Source organism: Micromonospora arborensis (assembly GCF_003205615.1).
Taxonomy (GTDB): domain Bacteria; phylum Actinomycetota; class Actinomycetes; order Mycobacteriales; family Micromonosporaceae; genus Micromonospora; species Micromonospora arborensis.
Genome location: NZ_PYBV01000088.1, coordinates 1 through 216, shown reverse-complemented (window position 1 = coordinate 216; position 216 = coordinate 1). Strand labels below are relative to the sequence as shown.

1 protein-coding gene is annotated in these 216 nt (G+C 67.1%); it reads right to left on the bottom strand.

Annotated features, from left to right (window positions below; all coding sequences use genetic code 11):
- Window positions 1-216: ATP/GTP-binding protein (locus tag C7C45_RS32890; protein ID WP_425271193.1), on the bottom strand; the 216-nt coding region annotated here is incomplete at both ends.

Genomic DNA, 216 nt, shown 5'->3' with positions numbered 1-216 from the left:
AGATCCTGAGCCATGGTGATGCGGCCGAAGTCCATGGCGACCGTGGTGGTCTCCTTGCCCGGCACCTTGGACGGGTCGTCGATGCCGACACCCGCCGCGGTCATCAACGCCTCGGTGGTCAGCGGTGTGATCTCGGAGATCGCCCCGACCAGTGTCGTCTTACCGACGCCGAAGCCGCCCGCGACGACGATCTTCGCGGAGACGATTCCCCGGCCC